Raw genomic sequence first — 26,078 nt, forward strand, 5'->3', positions numbered from 1 at the left:
CTGTTGAGTGTAATTATGAGCTTTGCTTGGTTTGGTCGGCCTAAATCTTCGCAAATCTTTACAATCAGTCAGGTTTTGCAGAGATTTAGGGAGATTTGGGCAGATTTTTTGTCACTGTTGTCAGCCCTCGGCTTTGATTTTGGGCGTTCGATTGCTCAAGCGGTAATGGCATCCCCCCAAGCGACGGCGCTAAGCGTCACCGATCCGGATCTGGGTTATCCTTACACTCCTCCTGCTGGTGACTATGTTTGGCACGTCGATCCGCCCAACAATTATGCGCTGGGTGCAGGTTATGGCGAGGATGCAATTCCCTTTGCAGTTCCTGACAGCGATACATTTGCTCCCATCTTCAACACTAGGTTCAACAGCGATCAATATGCACAAGAAATTGAAGAAGTTCGGAAGGTTGGGGGTAAGCAAAATACCGCGACGACGACCTTAAATCGAACCCCAGACCAAACTGAATTGACGTATTTCTGGGCATACGATCGCCCCGATACTTTCAGACCATACGGTCAGTTGATCCAAATTGCCCAAGAAACAGCGGTGCGCGAGGGTAATACTATTGCTGAAAATGCTCGTCTGTTCTTGCAACTAAGCGTGGCGTTAGCTGATTCTGCGATTACTGCTTGGGATGCCAAATACACCTATTTTCAACCTAGACCGAATGATGTTATTGCCGGTCGAATTGATGAAGTGACTGGATTACCTGTAGCGCCACTCGCTGCAACAGACAGTCGTCCTGACACCATCCCCGACCCAAATTGGCAGTCACTATTACCAACTCCCCCCTTCCCCGATTACATCTCCGGTCACTCAACCTTTGGGGGTGCTTTCGGTACGGTGATGACAGACTTTTTTGGCGATAATTACGAGTTTACTGCCGTGTCTCAAGAGTTAATCGGTACGACAAGGACGTTTAGCAGCTTTAATCAAGCTGGGTTTGAAGATGCGATTAGTCGCTTGTACGGTGGAGTTCACGTCCGAGAAGCTATTGTTGATGCGGTTGCAACTGGTCAAGCGATCGCCAACTACGTAGTTAATAACATTGCTCAGCCAGTGTAGTTGGTAATTTGAGAACTTGCGATCGCAAAGGGAAGATGTCAACGAGAGTAGCCGACACCCTAAAGCCGACACCCGCGCATGGTGTCGCTACACAAACAAAGCCTGCCAGAGCAGGCTTTAAATGCTTTAGCCCGCCTTCGCGGGCTTCGTTTGTATAGCCGCACCCTTGGTGGGTGTTGGCATAGATTTGCATTCCTGACATGCTCGCGATCGCTCCTAAGTAGGTACAAGTAAATAAAGTGAAAATAGTTATGCAAGTGTGGGGCGGGCAGAATGCCCACCCCACAAGTCTGAAATTCTTGTGGGGTGGGCATTCTGCCCGCCTCTTGTTCAATTTAGTTATACTCACCTACTTAATTCAACCGGAAAGGTTGGCGAAGAGCGATCGCCCTGTCCCTACGCCTTTTAATCTGCCCAATTTTCCAAAATTAACCCTGGAATTCGTGACAACTCTCTCACATTATTTGTAACTAGAATCAGACCAAGGCTGATTGCTTGAGATGCGATTAACATATCCATCGAGCCGATTGCAATACCCCTGCGTTCCAATTCGGATCTAATTTGTCCATAAGTCTGGGTTGCTCTTTCATCAAATGGCAAGACTTCTAGAGGAATTAAAAATTGACTCAAGGCAGCCCTATTTTCCGTTAAAAGTTGGCTTTTATAAGCACCATATTCTAGTTCTGCCACCGTTATGGATGAAACCCCGATATCAGATAGGTTGAGGGTTTGGAATTTTGCTAAAACTTTGGCAGGCTTCTGTTTGATGATATAGATGCAAATATTCGTATCCAGTAAAAACCTCATTCCAATGCCTCTCGAATTTCTATAATCGGTTGTTCTCTGGTTTCCATGAATTCTTCAGAGAATAGGCTTAAACTATCAAACAAAGCTTGCCAAGGATTTTCTTTGGGAATCAGAACAATGACGCCGCCAATTTTTTTGATATAAACTTCACTACCTTGGAGCTGAAATTCTTTAGGCAAGATGACCGATTGATTATCACCATTCATCAATAATTTAACTGTTTCCATTTTTGACCTCTCTATCTGTACTATATTATCTATCTCTACATTTGCCTTTTGCTTGTAGCCAGCATTTTCTAGTATAACTGGAACTTCTTTCCAATTTCTAGGTCGCTTCTGGGTGAGAGTTTCAATATAGCGATACAGTCCTCTCGATAAGTCTACTCTCAATCCCTTGATATCTCGGTGGAGTACTTTAGCAATTTCCGGAGGACTTTGACCGCAAAGTATTCCACGAAGATAGGCTTGTTCTTGGGGTGTCAGTTGTTGTGTTTGAATTTCCGTATACAGTCGCTTTGCTGCTGTTAAATCCTTGTAAAGTTGTGAGAGATTCCAGCTATTAGCCGCTTCTGGAAACTTTTCTGACTGTGATGTTAGGAGTTGGGAAAATGCCATATTTAGGGGTAAAGTCTTCTGTGGCGATAGGAAAGAAAGTGATAGCTGCTACCCCGGAACCAAGTTATTTACATTTATATCTACGTAAGTATTGACATACTATCAGTAATTGACGCGAGTTTTATGTACTGTTTTAAGAAAAATTCAATAAATGCAGGTTTTTTTAAACTATTCTTAAAAATTAGACCTGATTTTCCGGATGGGATGACAACCCCTGAGAAGTTAGTTAGATCGGGTTTTGAGCTTGATTGACTCCTGACAGGGATTCAACCGACAGCCTTACAACTGCCTGTGTTACACCCATAGGACTTACGCAAACACCAAAGTTTCTATGAAAAATCGTTGGTTTGGCAACTAGAGATCTACACAGAAACAAAGGTGATACGCTCGTCGTGCGTAAGTCCTGACCCAATTGAAAACCGTTGTAAGTCCGTATCTTTTTGGCGGTCAACCTGGAGCAAAGCCTGATGGGACAAGGTTTCAGGTGGTCTGACCTAACAAAACTAATAAACTACTGGAAAAAATTGCTAATAAAACAGCTAATAAATGTTAAGTATATCTCGGAATTGCTTGTTTAAAGTATTAATTAATGACTGATGATCCTGATGCGGGAGTAATACAGATATGGGGATTTCTTTTCCCGTCAATGGAGAACAGTATGATGATGTAGGAGGTGGTCATATGAACACCTCGTTTACCATCAACTCGAATGGTAATCTGTATGCTACCACTCGAATCTGGACTAATGTTAAGATGGCGGGCTTTACCGGTTGTGTTTTCATCGCAATAATCGATGAAAAAGGGTTTGCAATTTGGCAGACTGAGCCACACAGATATGGTGTTGATGGTACATGGATAGGTCGGAGCGATCGAACTGAAACTTGGCAAGCAACAGTTCCGCTAGATATTTTATCCAGAGCAAAGGGTTATGCCATTATTCAACAGAATATTCCAATTTCATCTCACAATGGGATGAACTAGATCCATCAAGAGTTAATTTGCCAACTGACAATCCAAAGAAAAATGATAAGCTCAACAAAACTGTTGAGCTTTTCCAGAAATACCTCACGTCAATAAGTTACTTAAAGGACGGTCTGGTGAGTGTCGTTACCGTAGTGTCTTATGCAGAGCAGCCTTCATTATTCCTACAAACTCCCTAGTCGAAGCCTATCCTAAGTTAATTACCTTGGGTGCTGTTACACAATACCCAAAAATGTATGTAGATATAGATAAGGCTCACTCAACAGCTACTGTATACTTACCAAATTCATACTTGGAAAGGCTGATTAAAAAAATAATTCATACCCCTGAAAATCTGGCGATTAATGGAGAAGCTTTGGCTATCAAACGAACTTGGTTTCAGGAAGTTGATGTAACTCGAATGCTCCTTGAATCAACTGAAAATAAATTTAAAATTAAGGGCAATTGGAATTTCAGATTCAGGGAAAAGTTCCCACCCTTACAAAATTGGATGCCCAAGCGGGGAGAATTCTCTAAACAGTTTGTTGTTGGTGTAGAAAATGGAATGCTAGCTCTTCGGGAAGGCGAATATCAACTGGCAGTAGTCAGTGGAGAAAACCAGATATCTGATTTTGTTTATGGCTATCCTAAAATTCAAGATGGTTTAGAAACAGCCATTAACGAGTTTGTTCATCGCCGACTTATACCCACAATACGTCAAGAGTTAGAAAACCTAGATATCCACCACATAATTATTAATTGTCGGCCGGATGAAGTTGCCAGTAGTCTTGAGACAATGCAACAGGAAATTAGCGAGTTGTTTGAGCAAAGTCTAGAAAGTGTTTGTGGTAAGGTAATTGAAGGTGGGCTGATAATTACTTTACAGTGACAAAAGATGCGCTATCGCTCCCTTTCCCCCAACCATTTTTAGCGATCGCGCTCAACTTCAAAAACTTTGTAAATCTGCCATATTTTTTTTTAGAGATGTTTTAGCGCTCGCCCTGTAATTAGTAGGGAACATCCGAGATATCTTGCCGGAACAGATAACCTTTAAGATGCCGTGCCCCTAGCATTTTTAATTTTTTGACCTATTATACCATTTACCCTTTGACCGCGCAACCCATTTATTGTTTTTAACTTGAATCCAGTTACCTCGCTAAGGTGAAATACATATAGAACAAAGCTTTTGAGGTAATGATGGCAACGAGAAAACCAGAGGGGATGGTTGAGCTAAACGGGTATGTTCCACAAGAACTCAAGCGAGAGTTCAAGGTTGCCTGTACTGCGATTGACCGCACAATGGGCGAGGTTCTGACTGAATTAATCCAGAACTGGCTCCAAGAGCAGAAACAGAAAAAAGAGCCTAAGTGATTTTATTCACATCTTGCACCTACCCGATAAACAGCCTCCAAATAAATTTGGGGCTGAAAGCTTAAGTGAGCTAAAGCTAACTACGATCGGGTTTTAACCCGTTTCAACGGGTTTTAGCTTTCAGGTGTGAAATTTATTTCTGTTGGCTCTGGTGCAAGATGTGATTTTACTCAGATATTGCACCTTGGCTAATATGATGTCCGCGCTCATTGCCCATAATAAAAAAAACTCACAGAGTTGTTGCGTAGGGACACGGCATCAGAGATATATCGGATAAACAGATAACGTTGATCTTGCCGTGTCCCGGCTGCTAATTATGGGTAATCTTAACGACATGATATAACTCTGCCTCCAGTGCGGCTACCCACGCAATAAAAAAAGCCGCCCCAAATCTGGGGCGGTTTATGTATTTTACAAACCTAAAAATTGACCAAAAACTGTTACACCTACGTCACTCCTAACAAATCTGAAATCTGCAATCTGAAATCTAAAATCAGATCGTCATTTCATAATAAGGCAACGGATAAGGTGCGACGCCTTCCCAACGTGCATCCGGTTTCCAAGCGCCGTTAAGTTCTTCGCGACGACGAGTATAAACCGTCATCTTATTATCTTCTACTTTCATCAGATTGTATTGCAGGGGAAATCCGGGCGTCCACTCGCGCACGGGGGCGCCAAAAGTCCCAGCACCGATAATATTAAGTTTGCGTCCTCCTGCACTGACATCATAGCTGTAAAGACTCTTATCAGATTTGTGGACATGTCCGTGCAGCGCAAAGCGGAAACCTCCTTTTGCTAAACGTTCCATAAAGCCATGATCTTTAATTCTATCTTCATAGGGACTCGATAAAGGATGATGCCAAACAGCCATCTTCAAAAAGCCTTCATAGAAGTCTTGATTGTCGCGAATTTTATTCAGCGCGTAGGTGATATAATCGGGATGAATGCTAGCTTCTTTGGTTTCATTACTATCTAATTGCCAAGAAGAATTTAGTCCCAAAACTAATATTTTTAGCTAGGGCATGTGATACACAATTCCTTGATGTTCGTACTCCAAGGGATAAGATTCCATTCTGATAGCTTGATATAAGTTTCTGAAGTTGTCAAATCTTGGTGTAACTCGGGATTGCATTTTAAAACTAATCTGCCATTTTCGCGGCATTTCTCATAAGCTTTGTCGCCCAAATCCCAATTGAGGTCGTGGTTTCCGGGAACGATAATGATGTGCGATCGCTTGATCCGAAATTCCCCAGCCAATTGGGTGATAAACTTTTCCGCAGCATGGTATTCTTCTTCCGTCGAGCGATTGGCAACATCGCCGGAAATAATTAAGGCATCGATTTGATTGAAATCGAGTTCCGATGACAAATCGTTTAAATCGTCAGCGAGGGTGCCGTACCAATTATTCGCATCGGCGAGGGTGCCAAAGTGGAGATCGCTAAGGTGAAGAATGACGGATTTGGGGACAGAAATAGTTTGGACGGTTGGCATATCTGCTGACTCTTCTATTGTAAGATAGATTTGGGTGAGATTGTGATTGTAAAAATTGCAGCGCTCTTGAATTGCTGCAATGGTATCGAGCCAATAAATTTCTTCTGTAGTTAGAAGAAGCTCGCTCAGAACGAGGTAATATTTCTGAACAGGATAATTTTTATAACGCATAAGCTGCACTCCTACGAACGTGAAAATTTTCATCTGACAATGCATAGCTAACTCAAGTTGCTAGTTATCTCTCTGGGAGCGGCTAATGGCGTTACTAGGCTCTGCCGTGGTCACGAGGCTAATGGCGAGATTGGTAAAAATCCAAGCTTAGCAATTAGCAATTAGCAATTAGCAACGCCCTTGTTTATAACTAGCAACTTGCGTTAGCTAAGCACTTCAACTGCCGCTGCATTGTCGATTTTTCCTAACGCATACGCTACGCTTTTACGCACTTCGATGCTTTCATCCCGTAAAGCGTAGAATAAAGCTTGCACCGCCGCTGTATTACCGATTTCTCCTAACGCTGCGACGACAGTTATGCGAATATTATAATTGGGGTCGTTTAAAGCATAAAGCAAGGCTTCAGCCGCTGCGGTATTGCCGATTTTTCCCAAAGCATAAGTGGCATTTCTGCGAACATCAGTATTTTCATCTTTTAAACTAGAAAGCAGCGATTCTACCGCCGAAGCATCGCCAATTTTTCCCAAAGCATAAGTCGCACTTTTGCGAACATCAGCATCTTCATCCTTTAAACTAAAAAGCAGCGATTGAACATGCTGGATTGGCGATTTTTCCTAACGCTTCCGCCGCCTTACTGCGAACGTTAGCATTTTCATCTTTTAATACCAAAAGCAGGGATTGAACTGCGGCAGGATTGGCGATTTTTCCTAATGCCTCTGCCGCACTACTGCGAACGTAATCATCTTCATCGTTTAAAGCCAAAATCAGCGATGAAACTGCTGCCTGAGAGCCGATTTTGCCTAATGCCTCGGCTACACTCCAACCCACGACATAATCTTCATCGTTTAAAGCATAAAGTAGCGCCGCCGTTGCCCCATCGTTGCCAATATTTCCTAATGATTCGGCGGCGATGCTGCGAACATAAGAATCTTCATCGTTTAAAGCATCGAGTAGCGGCTCAACTGCGGTTGCCTTATTGATATTGGTTAATGCATCTGCGGCACTCCAACGCACATAATATTCTTCGTCTTTCAAACCTTGTACTAGGGCATCTACAGCGGCAGCATTGCCGATATTTGCTAAGGCATCTGCCGCACTGTTGCGAACATCGGAATCTTCATCTTTCAATGCTGGTAGCAAAGCTGCAACAGCGGCGGGATTGCCGATTTTTCCTAATGCTTCTGCCGCACTCCAACGCACCATATAATCTTCATCGTTTAAAGCTTCAAGTAGGGCATTTACAGCGGCGGTATTACCGATTTTTCCCAGGGTGGCAACGACGCTGACGCGCAGGTCAGAATCTTCATCGTTTAAAGCTTGAACGAGAGCTTCGACAGCGGCGGCATTACCAATTTTTCCTAATGCTGTCGCGACGCTTCTGCGAACAATATAATCTTGGTGAGCTAAAGCGGGTAGGAGAGTTTCCGTTGCTGCTTCGGTGCCGATATTTCCTAATGCTTCAGCGGCAATTCCGCGCACTACATAATCTCCATCATTTAAAGCTTGTACTAAAGCGGTAACCGATGCTTCAGTGCCGATGTTGGCGATCGCATATGCCACACTTCTGCGAAGATCGGAATCAGGATGCTTCATCGCTTGCACCAACGCCGCCACCGCCGCTTCGCTGCCAATAGCAGCTAACGCCTCCGCCGCCCGCCTGGAAACATCCGGTTCTGGATGTTTTAATACCTGTACCAAAGCTGCTACCGCCGTCTCCGTACCAATAGCAGCAAGCGCCTCTGCCGCCCACTTACAAATATGGGCTTCTGGATGTTTTAATGCTTGTACAAAAGTCCCAATTGCCAGATCGGAGCGGGTTTTGGCTAATAACCGCATCTTGATTGGTAGCGGAATTTCCATTTGGGTAATTAACCCAACTGTTGCTGTTTGAAACTCTGGTTTTGCCGCACCTGCCAATCTTGCCCCTAGCTGCAAGTCCACATCAATTGCTAAATTCACCACTCGCAACGCCTGCTGTTGTTCGTTTACCAACTCCAACATCAGCGCTAAAGGTTCCGTCCATTTCAGATAATTTAGGTATTCCCGTTTCAACTCCTCATCGCTGAGATGGGGTAATTTTTCCAGCAAACTTTCGGCGGTGTAATATTCCTGAATTAGGGGGTGCTGAAACTCAATTTGATTGTCTACCCCCAGTTGAATTAAGTGATGCTTGAGTAAATCTTCAAGTCGAGAAATGGCACGATCTCTGGGTTTATCAAACTGTTCATCCCGCAGAAACGCGGTCATAATTTCTTCAGCTTCTTGCCTGGGAATTGCCAATTGCAACTCAGTTTGTTTGTGTCCCTGGGTCATTTTAAACGCTAAATGCTGCAACAACGGCTGCCACCAGCGCCGCGACTCATCCATTACCGGGGCATCCTGCTTGAGTTTCTGGGTAAACTGGCGAAACACCAAACCCAGGTTAGAAGGCACAACTCCCGTGGCGCGAAACAGCGAACACAGCATCATTAAAGGCAGCGGCGTTTGCCCAAACTCCCGCAAGCGCTTGCCCAATTGCCGCAGCATCTGCTCGCCCCCATCTGGCAGATACTTGTTGACAAATTCGCGCATCTGTGTTCCGGTCAGCGGCAGCATTTCCAACTTTTTGCCAATGTCTAAGTCGCCCCCCACGCCAAAATCCCGCGTGGTGAAAACCATCGGCGTGGTGGTGTTTTCGCGCCGAAACCTGGATAAATCTCGCCGCGCTGCCTCGGAAGGCAACTCGTTCAAACCATCGACTAAAAGCAGAAATTGCCGCTCAAATAACAGTCTTTCAATCTCTGGTAACTCTAAAAGCAATCCGTGCTGTTTCAAAAAGCTGCGAATTAAGTCAGAAATCGAAGTCTGGTAGTAGCGCAATTGCACCAAGACCGGAATTCGGCGCTCTGACGCTTGCGAGGACGCCGAGAAAGGGAGACGCGGCGACAGGTCGAGTTGTCTACAAACATTCCCCGCGTCAGAGCGTCTCCTCCTCCCCTTGTCCTCTTTCCCCGCGTCAGAGCGTCTCCTCCTCCCCTTGTCCTTTAGTAACCTCACCCCGGCACTATGTCTAATCCATCACTTGCTAAACTCGAAAATCAGTCCATGACGGAATTTGAGCTAAATATGCTGGAAAAGGAATACTTTTTCCGGCAAAACACGATTGAGGATTACAATAAGCAGATTTGGGCGATTAAAGCGCTGGGAATTAGCGGCACGGCAGGGGTTTTGGCGCTGATGTTACAGATGAAAATTAGCGCTCGCGCTACAATTGGCTGTTCAATACCCTTGTTTTTTTGGATACTAGAAAGTCAGTGGAAACACTTCCAACGCGGTTTCTATCCCCGCGTCGCCGAAATTGAAACAATTTTGATTAATTGTGGTTATTGTTCTCCGGGAATTTACGGAGGTTGGTCGCGTACTTTAAAACGCAGTTTGATTCCCAAGCGCCAAGGTTACCTTTGGGATGGATTGTTCAATCCCACCGTGTATGTAACTTACGTTTTGCAAATAGGGTTTTTGTTGGTAATGGCGGCGATCGCACCGGGGTTTTTGAAGTAATTGGTAATTGCTAATTGCTAATTGCTAATTGTTCAAAATGCTATTAGCTATTACCGCATCTAATAATACCTCAGCACCAAACCTGACTGGATCGGTGCAGGGTAGATTTGTTTCGGCTTGGATTTGCGCGAGCGCACCAATGGCGGCAGTATCATCTAAGTGTCCGGTATTGAGAGCGATCGCGGCTACTTTTGCCGGTTTAAATGCACCCGCCGCACTTGCTACACTTTCGTATAATTTAATCGCTTCTGGTAAAGGTGGAATTGGCACTTGGGGATGGTTGCGGATGTGAGATTGTCCCGCGCGATGGACTAATATCAAATGCGTGGGTTGCGAACCTCGAATTAAAGGTAAAGTTGCAGTTGAACCTGGATGGAGTAGGGAACCTTGTCCTTCAATAAATAGGATTTCATTATCTGCATTTCGCATTACTAACTGTTCCACTGCACCAGCGGCGAAGTCTACCCGGACTGCATCTAAAGGTATGCCATCGCCGGATATCATAATACCAGCTTGTCCAGTACCCAGGAATTTGGAACGTAACCCTCGTTTTTGGGATGCTTTATGGAGTTCTAAGCTAGTGGACATTTTACCCACAGCCATGTCTGTACCGACTGTTAGAATGCGGAGAGAGGGAAGCTTGCGCGCCAACGCACTTCCTACACCTAACCCCGCAGGTTCTTGACGCACATCCCAAATCCATTGTCCCTCTTTCAACAAACTTTTTAATCCCGGATTATTCGCCATTGGCGTATGCAGTCCGTTGACAATTGATAACCCCGCCGCCACTGCTTCTTTTATTTCCGCTTGCCATTCTTCTGGCAAAATACCCCCAGAAGGTGCAATCCCAATCGCCAGAACATCGGGTGCATAAGCTAGCGCTTCCGTCACCGAAGCAACAATTGGAACATCGCGCGGAATGCGAGTTAATTCCGGCAAAGATTTACCAGCGCACTCGCGGTCAATTACCGTTACAATTGATGCTTCACTATAGCGTAAAAGTGTCAACCCAGTTTTGCCTTGAGGCCCAAGAATACCCTCGTGCAGTAAGATAGCTACTTTTTGGTGATTTTTTAGCATAGTCCGTTGTGTACGGGCGGGTTTTACCAACCATATATAATCATAATCGACAATTGTTGTAAACCCGCCCCCTGGTTATACAACATTTTCCACATATTTTTTGATTTCAGCTAGACAACTTTGCTGTGCCGTTTGAAACTGCGCCGACATCATAAAAGCCATGATAGGGTAAGCCAAGACCGATGTCAGTTCAAAGTAAAATTTCCAGGTAACGATTGTCGAATCATTAGACGACGTAAGCGTCCAATCTCCCCCACCGTAGCGAACCAAGTATGAAAAGGGCGGCTTGAATCCACTAACCATTTTATAGGTTTGTTTTGTCGGGCGCGTCAGCTTAATAATTTCTTCGTCAATGACTGAATTATCAGAGTTTGTCACTCGACGTATTACCCCTTCCCGCATTTCACCACCCCCTACAATTTCAGCACTAAGAATTGCCGGAATTACACCATAGCCTTTAAATACTTTTGGCAAATTATAAACCGCTGTGGCGAAGTCAAACACTCGTTCGGGTGATGCTTTGATTGCAATCGATGCTTGTGACTGTACTTTCATTATTCCCTTTTGGTTAAAGTCAATCTCAAATCCCAAATCTTAAATCTTAAATCTTAAATCTTAAATCTTAAATCCTTTAACTCCAAGTCCTGGTAAATCATTTGGTATCAGACATCCATCTTGCATCGATGCACCCGTGAAGGGGTCATCAATTAGATTGAGATGACTGTCTAAATCTAAATAATCAGCTAGCGGCGAGAGGTGGGAAAGGGCAGTATTAGCAAGCGTACTATCGGAATAGCAACCGAACATGATTTGCAATCCAAAAGCACGCGCTGTATGAATCATCCGCATCGCTTCAGTTAAACCCCCCGATTTCATCAATTTTATATTAATTCCATCTACACAATTTGCCAGATGGGGTATATCTTTGCTGCTGAAGCAGCTTTCATCAACAAAGATGGGAAGCGGTGAAGATTCTTTCAATTTGAGTAAATCTTTTTCCTGGCCTTTTGCTAGGGGTTGTTCCACATATTTAACGCCTAAATCGGCTAACCAATTGCACATTTTTACCGCATTGTCAAGAGTCCATCCGCCATTGGCATCGATGCTCGTTGGAATATTTGGGGCTGATTCTAGCACTGCCATTAGCATAGCTTTATCGGCTTCAATGCCATCGGGACTGCCGAGTTTTACCTTCAAAAATCGCACTTTTGTGACTTGAAACCAATCTCGCAGGCGCTGTGTTGCTTTTTCCGGCGAGTTAATGCCAATTGTGACAGAAGTTGGCACAATTTGGTTGTGATTTAAGCCCCAAAGTTGCCATAAAGGTAATCCGACTTTTTTACCCATCCAGTCGTGCAAGGCTACATCAATAGCAGCACGAGCAGCCGATGGTAATTGATTGTCTATCAAAATTTGCTCGATTTGTTGCCTGTCGGTTGGGGTAAAATTTTTCAAGATGGGAGCAACTTGCTGTAACGCGGCGACAATTGTTTCTGTAGTTTGTCGCGCTTCGCCGATAGAAAATGGGGAAGCTTCTCCAATTCCTTCAATTCCTTCTTGTTCTATAATTACCAATATATTTGTAGATTGGGCAGTGGTGCCGCGACTGATAGTAAGAGCGAAACGTTTGTTTACTGTAAAGGTTTGAATATGAATTTGCATGAGATGGGGTGAGAGGGGTGGTAAGGAGGGAAGCGGCGCTCAAGCGCCTACTACGAACGGCCTACTACAAACGGTGCTAACGCTTGGTAGAATCAGCCAAGTAAGCAAAAACAACTTGAATTGAAGGATAACACTAATCATGGCGTATTTCTGGTTTAAGGCTTTCCACATCATTGGCGTAGTGGTTTGGTTCGCTGGGTTATTTTACCTAGTGCGTCTGTTTATCTATCACGTAGAGGCGAACGAACAACCAGAACCCGCTCGCTCGATTCTTAAGAATCAATATCAGATTATGGAAAAACGCCTCTACAATATCATCACCACGCCAGGAATGCTGGTGACGGTGGCGATGGCAATTGGTTTATTGACTGTGGAGCCTGATATTTTAAAAAGCGGTTGGCTTCATGTCAAGTTGGGCTTGGTAGTTGTCTTACTCGGCTATCATCATTATTGCAGTCGTCTGATGAAAAAGTTGGCAGCAGATGAATGTAAATGGACTAGCAAGCAGTTGCGAGCTTTAAATGAAGCACCGACTTTACTTTTGGTAGTTATTGTTATGCTGGCTGTGTTCAAAAATAACTTACCAACGGATTTGACTGCTTGGGTGATTTTTGGCCTAATTGTAGCGATGGCGGCAACGATTCAGCTTTATGCTAAGAAACGTCAGCGGGATAAAGAAAAACTCTTGACGCAAGCAGTTCAGGAATAGCTAGATAACTCAAGTTGCTAGTTATAAACTTGGGCGTTGCTAATAGCTAATTGCTTGCGAGAATGATGTGAAGCTCACAACAATAATATCCTCCATGAGCCATGAGCCATTAGCCATGAGCATAACTAGCAACTTGAGTTAGATAACCGACTTCTTGGAGAAGTCGGTTATCTGGGTGTTAATATCATCAATACAGTAGTAGCCCAAGTGCTTATGACTTTGACAATTGCAGCGGAACCTGCGCCATTACGAGTTAACGCCGATGGTGTGGTTCTTGTCGGTAAAACCCGCGTACCCCTAGATACTGTGGTTTATGTATTCCAACAAGGAGCAACAGCAGAGGAAATCGTCTATCGCTTTCCATCGCTAAAATTAGCTGATGTATATGCCACAATTGCTTTTTATCTCAATCATCAGCAGGAAGTTGAAACATATTTACAGCAAAGGCAACAACAAGCCCAAGAGATTCGTAAAATGAATGAGGCAAAATTTGACCCTCAAGGCTGGCGCGATCGCCTACTTGCTCGCAAGGCAATGCAGTAAGTATGTTGAAATTGCTGGCAGATGAAAACTTTGATAACACAATTGTTAGAGGCTTGCTGTTATGAAAGTGAATACTCTCCAAGAAATTGAACGTGCGGTCAGTCAATTATCACCAGAAGATCTTGCTGCTTTCCGTATCTGGTTTACAGAATTCGATGCAGCTATCTGGGATCGACAGCTGGAAGCAGATGTGGCTGCGGGTAGGTTAGATGCGTTGGCTGACAAAGCATTGCAAGATTTAAAAGAAGGACGTTGTACCGATTTGTGAAACATCGAGCAACTCCAGATTTTTGGTACTACTATCGACAGTTGCCGAGTGATGTTCAAGAACTCGCAGATTGATGCTACGAGTTGCTTAAGCAAGATCCCCGGCATCCATCGCTGCATTTCAAAAAAGTGGGTCGATTTTGGTCAGTGCGAGTCGGTTTGCACTATAGAGCGCTAGCTGTAGCACAGGATACCGATATAGTTTGGTTTTGGATTGGTTCACATGCAGAATATGACAAACTTTTGGGGTATTGAGAACATCTAATTATTAATGACCCTCAAATGGAATTTGCAACCAATTTTCTAAATAAGATTGCAGTTGTTTTGAAAATTCCATCCGTTGTTCAAATTTCTCGCTTTTGGCTGGCTTTCTTTCTTCATCCAGCATCCAGCCATAGTCGCTTCCCAAACGCAATTTTCCCTGCCAATCTGCAATGGAAATAACCAATTGAGAAGCGGGACTATTATCTACATCTTTAACCCGAAATACGTAATTGAAATTATTTTGCTTGCCAGATGCGACGGTGGAAGGCTGCCCAAATTTCTCTTTCAAGCATTGTCCCACTTTTTCCGCCAAGCCGGGTTTGTCCAAATCTTCTAAGGTTTTGACGGCTAAGGTCAGGGCAAAATAGAATTCTTCGACAGGTACAAATTCGAGTTGCATTGGTAATTGGTAATTGGTAATTGGTAATTGGGAAAAAGCAGATTTAAATGCAATCTAAAATCTGAAATTCCAGGACTGTAGGGTTTTGATCCCACCAGCACAGGTGAGGTCAAATTGCAAGGGGGTGACGGTAATGTAATTATTGCGGATTGCTTGCACGTCGGTTTCAATGTCGGGCGGTATGAAAGGATGGGGTGTGGGTTCTAATTCTTCCTGCAATTCGCCGGTTAACCAATAATAGGTTTTGCCGCGCGGATCGGTGCGTTTTTCAAACACATCGAAGTAGCGGCGGACGCCTTGGCGGGTGATGGCGACGCCGGCGATCGCTTCCCAAGGTACGGGCGGTACGTTAACATTAAGCAGCATCAACTGTGGTAAGGGATTTTCGCCTAATTGTTCCATCAGTTGTTTGGCAAACTTCGCCGCCGCCGCAAAATCACGGGTGACAAAACTGGTTAAACTAAACGCAATTCCGGGAATGCCTTCGATCACTCCTTCCATCGCCGCCGAGACAGTACCAGAGTATAAAACATCCGTGCCTAAATTGGAACCTTGGTTAATGCCAGACAGAACATAATCGGGTTTACTATCCAATAATGCCCACAATCCCAGTTTGACGCAGTCAGAAGGCGTCCCAGAACAAGCCCAAGCTTTTACAGTTGGATGGAAACCTGATTCTACCACCTCGGCGCGGATCGGGTCGTGCAGAGTCAAGCCGTGTCCGGTTGCAGAACGCTCCCGATCCGGGCATACTACCGATATGTCGTGACCTGCTTCGGCTAGGGTATTGGCTAGGGCGCGAATACCAGGGGCAAATATACCGTCATCGTTACTAATTAGTAATTTCATTGAGTCCTATACGCTTCAATTTAGGCATCTTAATTATCTTGCCATCCTAAAATACCGCAGTAACGTTCCGTTGCGATCGCGCATCTCTCGTCTAAACTGGTAAATTGGGACTCCACTGTTAAAATAGCGCCCCCAAAATTTTGATTTTATGACAAATCAGCCTACTGATTTAGAGGCACAACTAGAAGAACTCAAGCAACAAGGGCAACAAGCGATCGCTTCTGCTGCCACTTTAGATCAAATCGAACAGTTGCGCGTCGCCTATCTGGGTAAAAAAGGTCAACTGTCCCAGATTTTAGGGGGTTTGGGTAAATTATCCCCGGAGCAACGCCCTCGCATCGGCGCCGTCGCCAACGTTGTTAAAGAAGCTTTGCAAACAGCTTTAGAACAAAAGCGGGAAGCTTTACAAGTTGCCCAAATTCAAGCTCAACTCGAAGCCGAAACCCTCGATGTCACCATGCCGGGAGTTTTCTTTCCCCAAGGTCGGTTGCATCCCCTCAATAGTACCATCGACCGCGCTTTAGATATTTTTGTCGGTCTTGGTTACACCGTCGCCACCGGCCCGGAAATGGAAACCGATTACTATAATTTTGAGGCACTCAATACCCCCGCCGATCACCCCGCCCGCGATATGCAGGATACTTTTTACCTGCCGGATGGAAATTTGCTGCGCACCCATACTTCTTCCGTCCAAATTCGCTACATGGAAGAAAACGATCCGCCCATTAGAATTGTCGCGCCCGGTCGAGTATATCGTCGCGATACCGTCGATGCTACCCACTCGGCAGTTTTCCACCAAATCGAAATTTTAGCCATCGATGAGGGTCTGACTTTTACCGATCTCAAAGGCACAATTCGGGTATTTTTGCAACAGATGTTTGGCGATGAATTGCCCGTCCGCTTCCGCGCCAGTTATTTTCCCTTTACCGAACCTTCGGCAGAAGTTGACGTACAATGGCGCGGCAAATGGCTGGAAGTCATGGGCTGCGGCATGGTCGATCCAAACGTGCTAAAAGCCGTAGGATACGATGCAGAAGTTTACACTGGATTCGCTGCCGGTTTTGGCGTAGAACGCTTCGCAATGGTGCTGCACCAAATTGATGATATCCGCCGTTTGTATAGCAGCGATTTGCGGTTTTTGCGCCAGTTTTAATTGGCTAATCGCTAATTGCTAATTGCTAATTGCTTATAGGAATATTTTCCAACTCTTCCATTAGCCATTAGCTATTAGCGATTTACATCTGTCTGTAGATAGAGAAGTGCTTACTGCTATAAGTATTGAGTTGTGATAATTTTGTTAACGATCTATGTCGATCGGTTTTTAAACCTCTATTCTTAGCTGTAGTATCAAATCCAAATAAAAGATTAATTTTTTGTGGTAGTTTGTGAGGTAATTTCTATGGCATCCTCAACAGTGCATCAGCTTTTTGAATTCGGCTATAAAGACGCAACCAGAGGAAATCAGCCACAATCAAATGCCATTCAGTACTTGCAAGGATATGCCGCTGGTTCGGTAGCCGCCGATCAAGTACTGGTGGCGCGCTTGGATCGCATTCGACAAATTAAAGCCTCGCTAGTGTGGCATTAATCCGCAAGAGGTTAAGAAAGCAACCGAGTGGAGGCTCTTGCGTAGTTATACCTATTTCTAAAGTAAGATCGATCGCCCAGCTCATGCTACGCTAACCCCACTGGTTTCTCGCTTTATGGAGATTAAAGGGAATTGTTGTCAAAGTACGCGGTACATTTGCCTTAGCACAGCGACAGAATAAATCTTTCTTCCCATTACCCTCGTTCCCACGGCTCTGCCTGGGAACGCCATTACCCATTAATCAAACTCAAGAGGCCACAAATCTGATATGGCTAATTCCCAGCCAGGGAGTAATTCTGGCAGTGTAAGTATATCACCGCTTTGCAACACGACTGGATCTTGATTGAGTCGATAAACCGTTACCGTTAATCGATCGGGGTCGATGAGAATGCCGACAGTAGATCCCAGTTGCAAAAATAGCTGAATTTTTGCTTCAAGTGGCTTAATACGGTCGGTTTTGGACTTCACCTCTACCATTAAATCTGGCACTAATTGTACAAAGTCGCGCTGGGTTTTTTTGAGTCTTTCTGCACGCACAAATGAAACATCAGGCGTGGGTAGATTCCTGGGTTCATTCCCGTTTTCTGTCGTTTTTGAAGCTTCAAGGCTAGGTAAAATAAAGCCTGCACTCGAACCAGTGACTCGTCCTAGCTTGCGTGGTCTTACCCAATTGCAAAGCTGTATGGCGAACTCAGTAGCAATTTCGCTTGATTGGTAATCGCTTGGACTCCTGACTAAAATGTTTCCTTCTACTAATTCCATTCGCCAATCGGGATGTTCTGCTTGCAGTTTCTCCAAATCTGAAATAGTGAGAGACATAAGGGTAACCTCAATGCTGACATCATTAGAATTTCAAATAACAGAATTGCAAATCTGCCATCTAAAATCTAAAATCTGCAATTTCCAATGGCAAATCTGCAATTCTGTTATCTAAAATCTGCAATTACTTACAGCGATCGCAACACCCACACCGCATTTTTTCCGCTTCTAAACCAAACCCAAACGCGCGTAATAAATACTTCCAGCGACAATCGCGAGTATTGAGATACTCCGCCATTTGTTGCGCGGCGTCGAGTTGATTATAAGTCGGCATTTTGGCAGTATTATTGATCGTGTAATGAAACGGATCTTGCCAGGTTAGCTGTCCGGTACTGTGGAGGAGAGACAATGCGATCGCCCCCTCAGAAAATTGTCGCGCTACTGCATCAACTTCCCCGGTTTTGGGTAATTTTTTAGCCAGTTTTTGGGCTTTTTGTTGTTGCGAGCGCATCTGATTCTCAAAATACTGTCGCCTTTGCTTATCTTCTGGATCTAACCATCCAGTCGGTTCGCTTACCAAAGTAAAAGCATCCGCTGCATTCCCATCTCTTCCCGCTCGTCCAATTTCTTGGACATATTCCGATAATAATAAAGGCGCGTGAAAGTGAATTACCCATCTAACGTCGGGTTTATTTATCCCCATGCCAAAAGCAGACGTGCAAACCACAAACTGCATTTTTCCATTTAACCAAAATGCTTCTATTTCCCGTCTTTCCTCTGGACTTAACCCCGCGTGATACGCTGCGGTGGCATATCCCAATCTACCCAACCATGCGGCTAAATTTTCGCTATCTTTTCGCGTGCGGACGTAAATTAACCCTGATTTTTGAGGTCGAGCTTGGATAAATTTTAGCAACTGTTGGCGGCGCGATCGCGGCGTGCAAACCCTTTGCACTTTTAGCCGCAAATTCGGACGATATGGGTTGAGTCTAAACACCTCTGGTTGTTGCAATTGCAGCACATCCCGGATCGTTTTTTGCGCCGCTGGGTCGGCGGTGGCGGTGAAAGCTGCGATCGCTATTAAAGTCCCCGCTGACTTAGACTTTAATAAAGCCGAACGCACCGTCCCCAATCTTCTATAAGCAGGGCGAAATGTCTCCCCCCACTGCACCAAACAATGCGCTTCATCTAAAATTATGCCGTTGATTTTTATCTGCGGTTGCGATAACCTTTCCCACACTGGCGCACTCAGTAACGTTTCTGGCGAAAGATATAACAACCTCAACTTTTGTTGTTCTATTTTATATAGCGTCTGCTTCCGTTCTAAGGATGGCAGTTCGCTATGTAACAAACCCGCCGGTAACCCACGCTGGCGCAATTCTTGCACCTGATTTTCCATTAATGCCACCAGGGGAGATACCACCAATGTTAAGCCATTTTGCAACAATGCCGGCAGTTGAAAGCAAATCGACTTTCCCCCACCCGTCGGCATCACTACCAATGCGTCTTTCCCCGATAACAAGCTGCGAACTATTTCCCCTTGGGGCGCGCGAAATTCTTCATATCCCCAAATCCTTTCAAACGCGGCGCGCACTTCCTCCCAGCTTTTTTCCCCTCGCTGCATCAGTGTTTAAAGTAATATGTTGTTATATTGATTGTTCCCAAATTTTTGCTATAATTATCTCATACTCGAAATCTGTGCAAAATTTTTATAAAACTCAATATTCCCATTTTAAGATTATTTTACCAAAAATCATCAAAAATTCCCACCCCTTGCTTTTCTTTAAAATTTTTGATATTATATCTTATAATGGTAATATGTAAACTTTTATATTATGCGCAAACATCTCCATTATGAGATGAGTGTAAACAAAAGACGGAAAAAAGTCAAGCCCCTTGCTTGCCTGAAAAAAACCTGATATTATATTTTAAAATGGGAATATATGAAAATTTGTGTGAGGCGCAAACATCTCCATTATGAGATGAGTGTAAACAAAAGACGGAAAAAAGTCAAGCCCCTTGCTTGCCTGAAAAAAACCTGATATTATATTTTAAAATGGGAATATTTTAATTTTTATTGGAAGCGCAAACATCTCCATTATGAGATGAGTGTAAACAAAAGACGGAAAAAAGTCAAGCCCCTTGCTTGCCTGAAAAAAACCTGATATTATATTTTAAAATGGGAATATGTGAAAATTTGTGTGAGGCGCGAATATTTCGATTATGAGATGAGTATAAACAAAAGACGGAAAAAAGTCAAGCCCCTTGCTTGCCTGAAAAAAACCTGATATTATATTTTAAAATGGGAATATGTGAAAATTTGTGTGAGGCGCGAATATTTGGATTATGAGATGAGTATAAACAAAACACGGAAAAAAGTCAAGCCCTATGCCCTTAGAAATTATCGCTCATCGGGGATATTCAGGGATCGCACCCGAAAACACCCTAGCAGCTTTTTATGCCGCGATAGAAAAAGGTGCAAACTCGATTGAATTCGATGTCCAGTTATGCTCTGACGGCGAGTTTGTCATCATCCACGACGCGACATTAGAAAGAACGAGCAACGGGATCGGTAACGTCAGAGAAAAAACCTTAAAAGAGTTAAAACAACTAGATGCGGGTAGTTGGTTTGACCCAAAATTTGCTTTGGAAAGAATACCGACATTGAGAGAGGGGTTGGAGGCAATTAAAAATTTAGATAAATTTGCCTATCCAGAAGTGAAAGGATCGGAGAATTGGACAGATAGGGATGCCGAAAAATTTGTGCAAATTTTAGTTGAAACGGGATGGGAAGAAAGATGTATAGTTCTGTGTTTTAAAGATAAATTGCTAGAGCAAGTTAGAGAAAGGTCAAGCAAAATTATTTTAGGATATCTGGTTGCTGACGCAGCGGTGTATGCAGAAAAGTTGCCCAAAGCTGCTGCGGATGGGAGAGCGGTTATGATGAGTCAATATAATACTGTACTAAAAAATCCCTTTTTAATTGAAGCTAGCAGAAATCAAGGGATTGATGTAGGTGTTTGGACGGTGGATAGTCAGTCAGATTTGCAGAAATTAGTTAATCTGGGTGTGGTGCGGATTGCGACTAATTCGCTTGTGGAAAAACAGGAGTTTTTTCCATCATAACCCCGATGCCGCACGCTGCGGTCTACCGCCAGCGCCTCTGTCATGTTATGCCGCTGGGAACGCGAGTGCGTGCGGTCGGCATATCGCTCATCTCCCCCTCCAGTCGTAGGGTGAGATTTGCCAGTTACTAGGAGTAGTTTACCATGCTTCAACCCAATAAACTATTTCTGATGCCGAGCTATCAATCGCTACTCCATAGTGTTCGGCATGATTCCACCTACACTCTGATCCGCCTCTAGTATCTTCAAGGACTAATATTTCATAAGTAGGCAGAAAGGATTGATTTTTATTTCCGCAGGTATAGCAGTTATAGTCATAGCGTATAGTCCAGTTCCCATCGTTAGTGGGGCATATATACTCTGTAGGACTGTTGTTTTTGCTACCCCACTTGTATCTGCGTTTAGCCAGAGGTCGATATTGAGACTGAAGACTTGTTATCTTCTTAGGAGGTAATTTCATTTTTAGTTGAAAAATAGTGGTTCCTTGGAGAAAACCCGGTAAGAAATAAAGATGGACGTTGGTGGCATCAGTTGGAATGTCATAGGGAAAATGTTTTACTAATGCCCAAGCGGGGTCAAATTGACTCCGAATTTCCTGATAGCGCTTTATATCGGTTATCTCTTGAGTGGCGCTGTCAAAAGTAGATTTTATTGTCCAAACAATTCCGCCAACAGCAACAAGAGCAACAAGCCCAAGAAAAGTTAAAACTGTCATGCCAATTTTGACAAGGCGCTGTCGGTTCATGGGGTTGGACACTCCTCAATATCCATCAGCTAAATTTTACACGGGGAATTTTATTGAAAAAACTGTATGTAATATGCGATCGCTCAAGCATAATTATTCGGATTATCCGTCAGCAATCCTTCAGATTGAGCCATATCGAGCAAGCGATTATCGGCAGAGATAAAAACTAATTGCTCCTGCGGTATTTGAGCCAAGTTAGATTGAAAGCGCAACGCAGACGCTAGTTGAACAGCATCATAGGCGCGTAGGGGATATTGAATAACCAATTCGCCTGCTGTTTCAATCAACGCTTGGTCAATTTCGATGAGTTCGTACTGGTTTTCAAAGTCTTCGCGAAAGTGTTGCACCACTAAGTTGAGATCGCTCGCAGATAGACTTCCCTCGCGTTGACGGCGTGCTAAAGCGCTGAGTACTTCTACCCAAGTTATCTGAGCGAGCGCGATTTGGTTACCCGTAGCAACATCGGTAATAGATCTAATCCAATTACTCCCAGTTTCAGCAATATAGCGTTTCACCAAAGCGCTAGTATCCAAGAAGTAGGCATTTACCACGCGCCGCGTGCCTCTATAATCGTTTCTGAGAGCGGTTTTCCTGGAATTTTCACCAGTTTTCTAGCTTGTTGACGCCGCGATAGTTCAGCTTTATCGACTTGACCCCGTTTAGAAGAAGGAAGACGCAGCAATCCTTGGTCAATGAGCGACTGCAAAACCTCTTGTAACTCGTTTTTTGGTTCTCCTGGCGAAACTTGCGGCACTATTGTTAGTTGCACCGTTTGACCTTCACTTAGAGACACGGGATTTAAAGGACGCAAAACCCCATTTTCATACACCGCAACAATAGTTTCAGACATAATTTTAATTTGAATGGATAGCTATATTTTAAATCCGAGGCAGAGCCTCGACGACCTCGTTCCCAGGCAAGAGCCTGGGAACTAGATCCGGGAGGCTCTGCCTCTGGAAGAGATAGCACTTAAACAGTTGTGCCAGCGGGAGGTTTTTCCCCTGTTTGGTTTTGCTCTTGCTGCAACGCTGCATAAAGACGATTGAGCGCATTTACATAAGCCTGCGCCGAAGCGACGATAATATCCGTATTCGCAGCATGACCGGCGAAAATTCGCTCGTTATGTTTGAGGCGAATTGTCACGGCACCAATTGCATCGATGCCATCAGTTACTGACTGAACGGAGAATTCAATTAACTGATTTGGCACGTTGACAACACGATTAATCGCCTTATAAACCGCATCTACTGGTCCGGTTCCAATTGCAGCATCGGTTAATTCTTCACCCTCTGGCGTGCGAAGCATTACAGTCGCTGTTGGACGCGCATTGCTGCCGCAAGAAACCTGTACTAATTCTAAGCGGAATAAATCGGGAGCTTGTTGAATTTCATCGTTAACAATTGCTTCCAAGTCCCAATCAGAAATTTCTTTCTTTTTATCCGCCACTTCTTTGAACTTGACGAAGGCTTTATTTAAATCTGCATCCGACAGTTCAAATCCCAACTCTTTTAAGCGGGTGCGAAACGCATTGCGACCGGAATGTTTGCCGAGTACGATTTGATTATCCGTCAAACCGATTAACTGGGCATCCATAATTTCGTAGGTGAGTTTATTTTTTAACACCCCATCTTGGTGGATGCCAGATTCGTGAGCAAAGGCATTTGCGCCTACAATTGCTTTATTCGGCTGTACGAACATCCCGGTTAAATTAGAAACCAATCGAGATGTTTTGTAAATTTGGTGCGTGTCGATATTGGTTAGCGGTGCTTCTGATTCTGGTGCGCGTCCCAAGAACGGATTAAAATATTGTCGCCGCACGTGCAACGCCATGACTAATTCTTCTAATGCGGCATTTCCGGCGCGTTCCCCAATGCCGTTGATCGTGCATTCTAATTGCCTCGCGCCATTTTTAACTGCTTCGAGGAAATTCGCTACTGCCAAACCCAAGTCATTATGACCGTGGACGGAGATAATTGCTTTATCGATATTGGGGACATTTTCTTTAATGCCGCGAATTAACGCGCCAAATTCGGCAGGGGTGGTATAACCGACGGTATCGGGGATGTTAACAGTTGTTGCACCGGCTGCGATCGCTTGCTCCAACACTTGATAAAGAAACTCCGGATCGCTGCGTCCGGCGTCTTCGGGAGAAAATTCCACATCTTCCACCAAAGACTTGGCATAGGCGACCATCTCTGGAGCGATCGCCAATACTTCTTTGCGAGTTTTTTTGAGCTTATACGTAAGATGGATATCCGACGTAGCAATAAACGTGTGTATTCTTGGTTTTGCTGCGGGTTTGAGTGCTTCTGCTGCTGCCTGAATATCCTGCCGGGTGGCGCGTGCCAAACCGCATATAATCGGCCCAGTTTCGGTTCCGACGGCTTGAGCAATTTTCTGTACTGCGGCAAAATCTCCCGGACTGGCGAAGGGGAACCCAGCTTCGATGACATCTACACCCAGTCGAGCCAGTTGACGAGCAATTGTCAGCTTTTCGTCTACGTTTAGGGTAGCTCCTGGCGACTGTTCCCCATCTCGAAGCGTGGTATCGAAAATGATGATGCGGTCTGGTTTAGCGTTCATAGCTGAATCTGAGAATGTTTGGACAATTGCTCTTGTTCTATATTTTAGAATGGGCCGTCAAACCCAAGCATTTTTGCGACGATTTTCTTAAAGGATGCTCAATTTTCCCGTTCAACGTCAAAGTTTTTACACTAGTTAGATCGAACGGGGACTTGCTTGCTCCTCTGGCGCTTGACCGAACAGGGAGAGCGAGGGGGGAGATTTTTTTCCTGATGCAATCTTCGAGCCAAAGCAGGTAACAGTTCGCGGTGCTTGGTTCATCCGCTTTTGGCGTAACGAACCCAGGGATTGCGTACTGCGGGAATGCCGCGTCTCCTTAGCTCTTTCGCAGCCATGTCCCAATTACCAATTACCAATACCTAATAGTCAACTTTTTCTATTTGTGGTCTAATATCATTCAAATCTATGTACTGATCCGTCGCATTACGTAATTCTCTTGCTATCATCCCTTCCGTTGATACAACTGTTATATGCGTATTTTTCGACCTTAACAGTTCAATTGCCCTTTCAAAATCGCCATCGCCGCTGAATAAAACCACTCGGTCGTACTGATCGACTGTATTAAACATATCCACGACTATTTCTATGTCCAAATTAGCTTTTTGCGAGTAGCGACCCGAACTATCATCATAATACTCTTTGAGGATTTTGGTGCGAACCGTGTAACCCAGACTAATCAAAGCATCTCGGAAGCCTCGCTGATCCTGGGGGTCTTTTAATCCGGTGTACCAGAAGGCATTGATTAGCTTTGTTCCCGGTTCGCTTGTAAAGTACTCCAAAACACGTCGAGGGTCAAAAAACCAACCATTTTTTTGTTGAGCGTAGAACATATTGTTCCCGTCTACAAAAATAGAAAGACGGTTCATTGAGTAACCCATAGAAACTTAGACCTAAAATTACTAGAAGAGAATTTAAAGCAATACTCGATTATACCAATTCTGCTTAAAGTTTAGTTAATAATTAACAATCTATCGGTGCGTTCAGCCTTTTGCTAACCTCCCTCTAGGGACAGAATTATGGGATTAATCGAGTTTTAAAGGCTGCTAGCCCTTGATTGAGTGGGATTAAGACCACTCGTCTATCTAAAACTCTACCTTAAACGGGTAAAACATAGGACACTGTGCTTGGCAGACTTATAATTTCGTGACTTTTGGAACCCAGGCTCCTGGGAACCTGACGATACTTACTCAGCAAATCCGGCTGGGTACAACGAGGTCAGCGCGTTATATTGCGATTACAACTAGCAAGGGAATATATCATATAGAGTGCAGAAGGCGAAAGCCGAAGCGGTTTAACACGGGCTTGCTGGTTTCTCGGCTGGCTGGATAATTGGTTCTATAATCATAGCGATCGCTTTCTGGGTAAGGGTTGAAAAAGCTTCTGGTGCATCGGGTGCTGCAAGATCCGAAGTAGGCATACCTATAAAAAACCATTATCCAAAAAGGCCGAAGCACTTTTTTCCGGTTGTGCTGGTTCGTTGACCTT

General features: G+C 44.3%; 30 protein-coding genes and 1 pseudogene. 12 read left to right on the forward strand and 19 right to left on the reverse strand.

Going from position 1 to position 26,078, the window contains the following annotated elements; genetic code table 11:
- On the forward strand, positions 1–1,065 hold a 1,065-nt coding region (locus tag MiSe_RS17650; RefSeq protein ID WP_226582735.1), incomplete at its 5' end, for a vanadium-dependent haloperoxidase.
- Positions 1,066–1,470: 405 nt separating this feature from the next.
- Here MiSe_RS17650 and vapC read toward each other — a convergent pair.
- Positions 1,471–1,872 carry a type II toxin-antitoxin system tRNA(fMet)-specific endonuclease VapC gene (gene vapC / locus MiSe_RS17655; protein ID WP_226582737.1) on the reverse strand — a complete coding sequence of 134 codons (402 nt, stop codon included), beginning with the start codon at positions 1,870–1,872 and terminating at the stop codon, positions 1,471–1,473.
- Positions 1,869–2,099 (reverse strand): antitoxin, encoded by a 231-nt coding sequence (locus tag MiSe_RS53850; RefSeq protein WP_444980513.1) that lies wholly within the window; start codon positions 2,097–2,099, stop codon positions 1,869–1,871. Before MiSe_RS53850 ends, vapC begins: the two co-directional genes overlap by 4 nt.
- A 1,011-nt stretch (positions 2,100–3,110) precedes the next feature.
- Here MiSe_RS53850 and MiSe_RS17665 point away from each other — a divergent pair.
- The 3 genes from MiSe_RS17665 (at position 3,111) to MiSe_RS17675 (ending at position 4,817) form a co-directional block, all read left to right on the forward strand.
- Positions 3,111–3,467, forward strand: a complete 357-nt coding sequence (locus tag MiSe_RS17665) for a hypothetical protein (protein ID WP_226582743.1) — start codon at positions 3,111–3,113, stop codon at positions 3,465–3,467.
- 232 nt (positions 3,468–3,699) lie between these two features.
- Entirely contained in the window at positions 3,700–4,335 is a 636-nt protein-coding gene (locus MiSe_RS17670; RefSeq protein ID WP_226582759.1) for a hypothetical protein, read from the forward strand.
- A gap of 305 nt (positions 4,336–4,640) precedes the next feature.
- On the forward strand, positions 4,641–4,817 hold the full coding sequence (locus tag MiSe_RS17675) for a hypothetical protein (RefSeq protein WP_226582762.1): 177 nt from the start codon (positions 4,641–4,643) through the stop codon (positions 4,815–4,817).
- A 493-nt stretch (positions 4,818–5,310) separates the two neighbouring features.
- Here MiSe_RS17675 and MiSe_RS17680 read toward each other — a convergent pair whose 3' ends face one another.
- The 4 genes from MiSe_RS17680 to MiSe_RS17695 form a co-directional block, all read right to left on the reverse strand.
- On the reverse strand, positions 5,311–5,817 hold the full coding sequence (locus MiSe_RS17680) for a metallophosphoesterase family protein (protein ID WP_226582765.1): 507 nt from the start codon (positions 5,815–5,817) through the stop codon (positions 5,311–5,313).
- 11 nt (positions 5,818–5,828) lie between these two features.
- Positions 5,829–6,479, reverse strand: a complete 651-nt coding sequence (locus MiSe_RS17685) for a metallophosphoesterase family protein (protein WP_226582768.1) — start codon at positions 6,477–6,479, stop codon at positions 5,829–5,831.
- 203 nt (positions 6,480–6,682) lie between these two features.
- On the reverse strand, positions 6,683–7,081 hold the full coding sequence (locus MiSe_RS17690; RefSeq protein ID WP_307731451.1) for a HEAT repeat domain-containing protein: 399 nt from the start codon (positions 7,079–7,081) through the stop codon (positions 6,683–6,685).
- The gene (locus tag MiSe_RS17695; protein ID WP_226582771.1) at positions 7,053–9,515 is read right to left on the reverse strand and encodes a HEAT repeat domain-containing protein; all 2,463 of its coding nucleotides are present in this window, start codon (positions 9,513–9,515) and stop codon (positions 7,053–7,055) included. The genes MiSe_RS17690 and MiSe_RS17695 overlap by 29 nt, the downstream gene beginning before the upstream one ends.
- A 9-nt stretch (positions 9,516–9,524) precedes the next feature.
- Between MiSe_RS17695 and MiSe_RS17700 the strand changes: the two genes are divergently transcribed.
- Positions 9,525–10,019: a hypothetical protein gene (locus MiSe_RS17700; protein ID WP_226582774.1), complete on the forward strand. Its 495-nt coding sequence runs from the start codon at positions 9,525–9,527 to the stop codon at positions 10,017–10,019.
- A gap of 24 nt (positions 10,020–10,043) precedes the next feature.
- Here the strand turns inward: MiSe_RS17700 and MiSe_RS17705 are convergent, their stop codons facing one another.
- The 3 genes from MiSe_RS17705 to MiSe_RS17715 all read right to left on the reverse strand — a co-directional run bounded on the left by MiSe_RS17705 (position 10,044) and on the right by MiSe_RS17715 (position 12,761).
- The gene (locus MiSe_RS17705) at positions 10,044–11,099 is read right to left on the reverse strand and encodes an N-acetyltransferase DgcN family protein (RefSeq protein ID WP_226582777.1); all 1,056 of its coding nucleotides are present in this window, start codon (positions 11,097–11,099) and stop codon (positions 10,044–10,046) included.
- 75 nt (positions 11,100–11,174) lie between these two features.
- On the reverse strand, positions 11,175–11,654 hold the full coding sequence (locus MiSe_RS17710) for an SRPBCC family protein (RefSeq protein WP_226582780.1): 480 nt from the start codon (positions 11,652–11,654) through the stop codon (positions 11,175–11,177).
- A 60-nt stretch (positions 11,655–11,714) separates the two neighbouring features.
- Positions 11,715–12,761: a dipeptide epimerase gene (locus tag MiSe_RS17715; protein WP_226582783.1), complete on the reverse strand. Its 1,047-nt coding sequence runs from the start codon at positions 12,759–12,761 to the stop codon at positions 11,715–11,717.
- Between the two features lie 139 nt (positions 12,762–12,900).
- On the opposite strand from MiSe_RS17715, the gene hemJ reads away from it, so the two are divergent.
- The 4 genes and pseudogenes from hemJ (at position 12,901) to MiSe_RS17735 (ending at position 14,535) form a co-directional block, all read left to right on the forward strand.
- Positions 12,901–13,470 carry a protoporphyrinogen oxidase HemJ gene (hemJ, locus tag MiSe_RS17720; protein ID WP_226582786.1) on the forward strand — a complete coding sequence of 190 codons (570 nt, stop codon included), beginning with the start codon at positions 12,901–12,903 and terminating at the stop codon, positions 13,468–13,470.
- 213 nt (positions 13,471–13,683) lie between these two features.
- Positions 13,684–14,013, forward strand: a complete 330-nt coding sequence (locus MiSe_RS17725; protein ID WP_226582789.1) for a DUF433 domain-containing protein — start codon at positions 13,684–13,686, stop codon at positions 14,011–14,013.
- Positions 14,014–14,080: 67 nt separating this feature from the next.
- Positions 14,081–14,281 (forward strand): hypothetical protein, encoded by a 201-nt coding sequence (locus MiSe_RS17730; RefSeq protein WP_444980514.1) that lies wholly within the window; start codon positions 14,081–14,083, stop codon positions 14,279–14,281.
- A pseudogene (locus MiSe_RS17735) lies at positions 14,278–14,535 on the forward strand (ParE family toxin-like protein). The gene MiSe_RS17730 and the pseudogene MiSe_RS17735 overlap by 4 nt, the downstream one beginning before the upstream one ends.
- Before the next feature lie 13 nt (positions 14,536–14,548).
- Here MiSe_RS17735 and MiSe_RS17740 read toward each other — a convergent pair.
- Both MiSe_RS17740 and surE read right to left on the reverse strand, forming a co-directional pair.
- Positions 14,549–14,944, reverse strand: coding sequence for a hypothetical protein (locus tag MiSe_RS17740; RefSeq protein WP_226582795.1), 396 nt, complete (start codon positions 14,942–14,944; stop codon positions 14,549–14,551).
- Positions 14,945–14,998: 54 nt separating this feature from the next.
- Positions 14,999–15,793, reverse strand: coding sequence for a 5'/3'-nucleotidase SurE (surE, locus tag MiSe_RS17745; RefSeq protein WP_226582798.1), 795 nt, complete (start codon positions 15,791–15,793; stop codon positions 14,999–15,001).
- A gap of 148 nt (positions 15,794–15,941) precedes the next feature.
- On the opposite strand from surE, the gene pheS reads away from it, so the two are divergent.
- Both pheS and MiSe_RS17755 read left to right on the forward strand, forming a co-directional pair.
- On the forward strand, positions 15,942–16,946 hold the full coding sequence (gene pheS, locus MiSe_RS17750) for a phenylalanine--tRNA ligase subunit alpha (protein WP_226582801.1): 1,005 nt from the start codon (positions 15,942–15,944) through the stop codon (positions 16,944–16,946).
- A gap of 246 nt (positions 16,947–17,192) precedes the next feature.
- A complete protein-coding gene (locus MiSe_RS17755) occupies positions 17,193–17,381 on the forward strand; it encodes a hypothetical protein (protein WP_226582804.1) in 189 nt (62 codons plus the stop codon).
- A gap of 237 nt (positions 17,382–17,618) precedes the next feature.
- Here the strand turns inward: MiSe_RS17755 and MiSe_RS17760 are convergent, their stop codons facing one another.
- Both MiSe_RS17760 and MiSe_RS17765 read right to left on the reverse strand, forming a co-directional pair.
- Positions 17,619–18,200 (reverse strand): Uma2 family endonuclease, encoded by a 582-nt coding sequence (locus MiSe_RS17760; RefSeq protein ID WP_226582807.1) that lies wholly within the window; start codon positions 18,198–18,200, stop codon positions 17,619–17,621.
- Between the two features lie 124 nt (positions 18,201–18,324).
- Entirely contained in the window at positions 18,325–19,764 is a 1,440-nt protein-coding gene (locus MiSe_RS17765; protein WP_226582810.1) for a RecQ family ATP-dependent DNA helicase, read from the reverse strand.
- Between the two features lie 764 nt (positions 19,765–20,528).
- Between MiSe_RS17765 and MiSe_RS17770 the strand changes: the two genes are divergently transcribed.
- On the forward strand, positions 20,529–21,266 hold the full coding sequence (locus MiSe_RS17770; RefSeq protein ID WP_226582814.1) for a glycerophosphodiester phosphodiesterase: 738 nt from the start codon (positions 20,529–20,531) through the stop codon (positions 21,264–21,266).
- A gap of 138 nt (positions 21,267–21,404) precedes the next feature.
- Here the strand turns inward: MiSe_RS17770 and MiSe_RS17775 are convergent, their stop codons facing one another.
- From MiSe_RS17775 to labA, 6 genes are all read right to left on the reverse strand, one after another.
- Entirely contained in the window at positions 21,405–22,022 is a 618-nt protein-coding gene (locus MiSe_RS17775) for a hypothetical protein (protein ID WP_226582815.1), read from the reverse strand.
- 71 nt (positions 22,023–22,093) lie between these two features.
- Positions 22,094–22,561, reverse strand: coding sequence for a type II toxin-antitoxin system VapC family toxin (locus MiSe_RS17780; RefSeq protein ID WP_226582818.1), 468 nt, complete (start codon positions 22,559–22,561; stop codon positions 22,094–22,096).
- Positions 22,555–22,860: an antitoxin family protein gene (locus MiSe_RS17785; protein ID WP_226582821.1), complete on the reverse strand. Its 306-nt coding sequence runs from the start codon at positions 22,858–22,860 to the stop codon at positions 22,555–22,557. Before MiSe_RS17785 ends, MiSe_RS17780 begins: the two co-directional genes overlap by 7 nt.
- A gap of 119 nt (positions 22,861–22,979) precedes the next feature.
- Positions 22,980–24,593: a 2-isopropylmalate synthase gene (locus MiSe_RS17790; RefSeq protein WP_226582823.1), complete on the reverse strand. Its 1,614-nt coding sequence runs from the start codon at positions 24,591–24,593 to the stop codon at positions 22,980–22,982.
- Positions 24,594–24,728: 135 nt separating this feature from the next.
- Complete coding sequence (locus MiSe_RS51025) at positions 24,729–24,854, reverse strand: hypothetical protein (RefSeq protein WP_264196553.1); 126 nt, start codon at positions 24,852–24,854, stop codon at positions 24,729–24,731.
- A 98-nt stretch (positions 24,855–24,952) separates the two neighbouring features.
- The gene (gene labA, locus MiSe_RS17795) at positions 24,953–25,471 is read right to left on the reverse strand and encodes a low amplitude/bright protein LabA (RefSeq protein ID WP_226582827.1); all 519 of its coding nucleotides are present in this window, start codon (positions 25,469–25,471) and stop codon (positions 24,953–24,955) included.
- Between the last annotated feature and the right edge of the window lie 607 nt (positions 25,472–26,078).

Source organism: Microseira wollei NIES-4236 (assembly GCF_020521235.1).
In the GTDB taxonomy this organism is placed as follows: Bacteria; Cyanobacteriota; Cyanobacteriia; order Cyanobacteriales; family Aerosakkonemataceae; genus Microseira; species Microseira wollei.